Origin of the sequence: Mucilaginibacter sp., from assembly GCF_036383575.1 — a bacterium.
Lineage (GTDB): Bacteria > Bacteroidota > Bacteroidia > Sphingobacteriales > Sphingobacteriaceae > Mucilaginibacter.
In genome coordinates this window covers 1-4867 of the sequence record NZ_DASVOB010000265.1, presented here as the reverse complement: position 1 = coordinate 4867, position 4867 = coordinate 1, and the positions used below count along the sequence as shown (strand labels likewise).

Annotated in this window: 5 protein-coding genes and 1 pseudogene; 4 read left to right on the top strand and 2 right to left on the bottom strand. The window is 46.3% G+C overall.

What is annotated here, in order from left to right; translation table 11 throughout:
* Positions 1–444 (bottom strand): annotated as a pseudogene (locus tag VF500_RS09460) (alanine dehydrogenase); the annotation flags it as partial.
* A gap of 53 nt (positions 445–497) precedes the next feature.
* On the bottom strand, positions 498–914 hold the full coding sequence (tsaE, locus tag VF500_RS09455; protein ID WP_090532637.1) for a tRNA (adenosine(37)-N6)-threonylcarbamoyltransferase complex ATPase subunit type 1 TsaE: 417 nt from the start codon (positions 912–914) through the stop codon (positions 498–500).
* Positions 915–1037: 123 nt separating this feature from the next.
* Between tsaE (VF500_RS09455) and tsaE (VF500_RS09450) the strand changes: the two genes are divergently transcribed.
* The 4 genes from tsaE (VF500_RS09450) to VF500_RS09435 all read left to right on the top strand — a co-directional run bounded on the left by tsaE (VF500_RS09450) (position 1038) and on the right by VF500_RS09435 (position 4531).
* Entirely contained in the window at positions 1038–1454 is a 417-nt protein-coding gene (gene tsaE, locus VF500_RS09450) for a tRNA (adenosine(37)-N6)-threonylcarbamoyltransferase complex ATPase subunit type 1 TsaE (RefSeq protein ID WP_330859442.1), read from the top strand.
* Between the two features lie 53 nt (positions 1455–1507).
* On the top strand, positions 1508–2734 hold the full coding sequence (locus tag VF500_RS09445; RefSeq protein WP_330859441.1) for an alanine dehydrogenase: 1227 nt from the start codon (positions 1508–1510) through the stop codon (positions 2732–2734).
* A 1-nt stretch (position 2735) separates the two neighbouring features.
* The gene (locus VF500_RS09440) at positions 2736–3419 is read left to right on the top strand and encodes a M15 family metallopeptidase (protein ID WP_330859440.1); all 684 of its coding nucleotides are present in this window, start codon (positions 2736–2738) and stop codon (positions 3417–3419) included.
* 113 nt (positions 3420–3532) lie between these two features.
* The gene (locus VF500_RS09435; RefSeq protein ID WP_330859439.1) at positions 3533–4531 is read left to right on the top strand and encodes a YihY/virulence factor BrkB family protein; all 999 of its coding nucleotides are present in this window, start codon (positions 3533–3535) and stop codon (positions 4529–4531) included.
* Positions 4532–4867: the final 336 nt, after the last annotated feature.

Sequence of the window (4867 nt, the reverse complement as noted above, 5' to 3'; positions counted from 1 at the left end):
TAGCGCGGTGATCTTTTTGGCCATCAGCGCCTGAATGCTTTCGGCCTTGAGGGTAGCGATTTGCAGGGTAGAGATCAGGAGCTGCCCGGGCTTCATCAGCTCAATTTCATGCGTGGTAGGAGGGGCTATTTTGATAATGATATCGGCCTCGTAAACCTTTTTGGTATCATATACTATCTGCGCGCCTTGTTCACTGTAATCCTTATCCGAAAAATTGGCGGCCTGCCCGGCATTACTCTCCAGCATTACCTCGTGGCCGTTATTAACCAGCAACGCTACCGACAGCGGGGTTAAGGGCACACGGTTTTCCTGGAAGGAAACCTCTTTGGGAATGCCGATGTATAGCTTGTTTTTTTTGCTTTTTACCTCCAGCAACGACTCCTGGGGCTGCAACATTGCTTGCTTGGCAATATCCGAAAACCCGCTATATATCCCTGAACTCATGATGTGTTTTTTTTAAGGCTGTTGAAGATAAGAAAAAACGATGTATGATAAAACTAAATATTTTCCATGCTGATGCTGCGCGAGGTGCTGTCCAAAACCCGGATCCGGATGTTGGTGTAACGGTTCGGGAGCAGGTCGGGAATTTTTTCGGGCCACTCAATAAAGCAGTAGGCATCACTGTAAAAATATTCCTCATAGCCCATATCCAATGCTTCTGTTTGATTTTTAAGGCGATAGAAATCAAAATGAAAGATCCTGCTGTCGCGCCCGGTGTATTCGTTTACGATTGAAAACGTCGGACTGGTTGCTTGTTCTGTTACGCCGAGCTCTTCGCATAAAGCTTTGATGAGCGTTGTTTTGCCCGCCCCCATTTCGCCATAAAAAAGAAAAATTTTATTCCCCGCCGAGTTGGCCAGGATGGCTTCGGCAGCCTGCGGTAATTGAGATGTTGAATTTACAGATAGTTGCACGTGTTATAATGTTGTTCTATACCATGTCATTTTGCGAGCGCAGCGTGTCAACCGCATGCTATACAGGGCGGCTCTGCCAGGTTGCTCCGTTCCTCGCAATGACGTAAAAGAGAGTCAAACACTGTGCAACTATCTGTAAATTCATTATCCCAACTCCCGCAGGCTGCTGATGCTATCCTGGCCAACTCGGCGGGGAATAAAATTTTTCTTTTCTATGGCGAAATGGGGGCGGGGAAAACAACGCTTATCAAAGTTTTGTGTGAAACCCTGGGAGTAACCGAACAGGCCACCAGTCCAACGTTTTCTATCGTGAACGAATACATTGGGCGCGACAGCCGGATCTTTCATTTTGATTTCTATCGCCTTAAAAACCAAACAGAAGCGCTGGATATGGGCTATGAGGAATATTTTTACAGCGGGGCCTACTGTTTTATTGAGTGGCCCGAAAAGATCCCAGACCTGCTTCCGGACCATTATACCACCATCCGGATCAACGTTCTGGACAGCAATTCGCGCAGCATCAGCATCGAAAATATTTAGTTTTATCATCCATCGTTTTTTATTATCTTCAACAGCCTTAAAAACAATACATCATGAGTTCAGGGATATATAGCGGGTTTTCGGATATTGCCAAACAAGCAATGATGCAACCCCAGGAGTCGTTGCTGGAGGTAAAAAGTAAAAAGAACAAGCTATACATCGGCATTCCTAAAGAGGTTTCCTTCCAGGAAAACCGTGTGCCGTTAACCCCGCTTTCGGTAGCTTTGCTGGTCAATAACGGGCACGACGTATTGCTGGAAAGCCATGCGGGGCAGGCCGCCAATTTTTCGGATAAGGACTACAGCGAACAGGGGGCGGAGATAGTTTATGATACCAAAAAGGTTTATGAAGCCGATATCATCATTAAAATAGCGCCGCCTACCTCCCACGAAATTGAAATGATGAAACCAGGGCAGATCCTGATCTCCACCCTGCAACTGGCTACGCTTAAAGCCGAAAGTATCCATGCCCTGATGGTCAAAAAAATCACGGCGCTAAGTTTTGAACACCTGCGCGATGAAGGAAATATACTTACCGTGGTAAGGGCCATGAGCGAGATTGTTGGCGCTACCTCCATACTCATAGCTGCCGAATATTTAAGTAACGTTTTTGAAGGCAAAGGCCTGATGCTGGGGGGGATAACCGGCGTTCCGCCTACTGAAATTGTGATCCTCGGTGCAGGCACAGTAGGTGAGTACGCAGCACGTACCGCCATATCACTGGGTGCCGAAGTTAAAGTATTCGACCCATCTATATACAAGCTTCGCCGCCTGCAAAACAATATCGGCGCAAGGGTTTTCACCTCGGTAGTACAGCCTATTGTGTTGGAAAAAGCCATCACCACCTGCGATGTAGCCATTGGCGCTCTCCGGGCAGAAGATGGCCGCAGTCCATGTATTATCTCTGAAGCTACCGTTAGCCGCATGAAACGCGACTCGGTGATCATTGATGTAAGTATTGACCAGGGCGGTTGCTTTGAAACATCCGAAGTTACCAACCATACCCACCCGGTTTTCCGCAAATATGATGTAATTCATTATTGCGTTCCCAATATTGCATCGCGCGTAGCCCGTACCGCTACTTATGCGCTTACCAATATTTTTGCACCGATACTGCTTGATATTGGCGACATGGGCGGCATCAAAAACCTCATTTGGCAAAAATCGGGCGTACGCAACGCGGTTTATATTTACCAGGGGCAACTAACCAACAAGCACATCGGCGAACGCTTCTCCATCCCCTGCAAAGACCTTGACCTGCTTATCGTATCGCACAGATAATATGGTCCCTAAGTATTTAATGCTGCTGCTGTTTACCGCCATGACATTGCGCGTTAGTGCGCAGCATTATAAATATATCGATAGTACAAAAGTTTGCGGTATTGCCCGTTATAAGCTACAGGTAAAGGCGAACCCTGATAAACAGCTGGTTGAGATAAAAAAATACATTCCGGGCATGGCCTTAGACTTGCGGTATGCCACCAGCAACAATTTTATGCACCGTCGCATGTACACCACGGCCAAAGCGTTTGCAAGGCTTCCGGTTGTAAAAGCGCTTCAGCAGGTTGAGGCCGAATTGAAAACGCAGGGCCTTGGCCTTAAAATTTATGATGCTTACCGGCCATATTCGGTTACGGTGAATTTTTACGAAATGGCATCAGACACCAATTTCGTAGCCGACCCGCGCAAGGGCTCGAAACATAACCGGGGCTGCGCAATTGACCTCTCCCTTATCAATCTAAAAACCGGCAAAGAACTGGATATGCCGACTGGCTTTGACAGCTTTAGCCGCAAGGCTGGCGCAGATTATATGGATTTACCGGCACAGCAAATTGCTAACCGCGAGCTATTGAAAACAGTAATGGCCAAATACGGTTTCAGGGTGATCTCAACCGAATGGTGGCATTATGATTTTACAGGCTGGGCCGGGTACGAGTTACTGGACATTCCTGTTCAAAATTTATAGCCTTACCTGTGCTCACCGTTTCAAAACTTACAACTTTTATCACACAACCCTACAAAAGGCATTAATATTGCTTAGCTATCCACAAACAGCGTTAACCCCACAAAAATACAGGCATGAAGTTTTTCAGCAAAGAATATTTTAAACAACTATGGAAGGTACTCCTGGCATCCTTCACTGGCTTTTCAAAAGATAATGGCTTAAAATTAAGTGCTTCCCTGGCTTATTATACTGTATTTTCCATCGCACCTTTGTTAATCATCGTAATATCGGTAGCCGGTCTTGTTTTTGGACAGGATGCGGCAACAGATCGCCTTTACCCTGAAATTGTTCGTTACGTTGGAAAGGGACCGGCAGCCCAGATCCAGGATGCTTTAAAACACCTTGCATTGTCCGGAAAATCGGGCATTGCCGTTGTTATTGGCGTGGTAACGCTATTATTGGGAGCAAGCAGTATTTTTATCGAGATCCAGGACTCGCTCAACATGATCTGGCGGGTTAAGGCTAAGCCGAAAAGTGGTTGGGTGCAGCTGTTAAAAAATCGCTTCGTATCATTTTCGCTCATCATAAGCCTTGGTTTTTTATTATTGGCGACGCTCATTATCAATATCGTAATAACCGCTGTTCAGGACCAGGTCCAGCGCTTTTTTCCCCAGATAGACGCGGTAACCAAACTCCTTGTTAAAGGCATAAACCTCGGTATTACACTAATTGTGATCACTACATTATTCAGCATCATATTTAAATTTTTGCCCGATGTCAAAATCAAATGGAAAGATGTACGCAGCGGGGCGGTATTTACGGCTATCCTGTTTATGCTGGGCCAGTATGCCATCAGCCTTTATATTCAATATACCGCGCAGGGTTCGGCCTACGGCGCAGCGGGCTCCATTATTGTGATCTTAGTTTGGATCTACTATACATCGGCCATACTATATATCGGTGCCGAGTTTACCCAGGTATTTGCCGAAGCCAGCGGAAGCCATATTGAACCTGCTGATTATGCCGTTCACATCCAGCAAACCGAAGTTGAACACCGCGTAAAGATCCTGCCGGCACAAAACCCGCAGCTTGAAGGAAATTTAAAAAAGGATGCGGGAGATGGGAAGGGATAAAGACCTTTTCCAATTGGCACAAGTGGGCATACCCGCAACCAATCTCTTAACACTTGCGCCAAAGGAGATAAAATGATAAAAACCATGTCATTGCGAGCGTAGCGTGGCAATCTCGTAGCCAATGCATGTCCGATCTGTGTAGTTACGAGATTGCTTCGTCGTGCCTCCTCGCAATGACATAGATTTAATCTGGGCTAAAACTCCTCATGTATATACGTCATGATCCTTACCATTTCATCCCTTATTTCGCGGGATGGCCGGGTAAAGTTGTTGTTCATGAACGCAAAAGCCAGGCGTTTGCCTTTGCGGGTGACTATGTAGCCGCTTTGGTTGTGG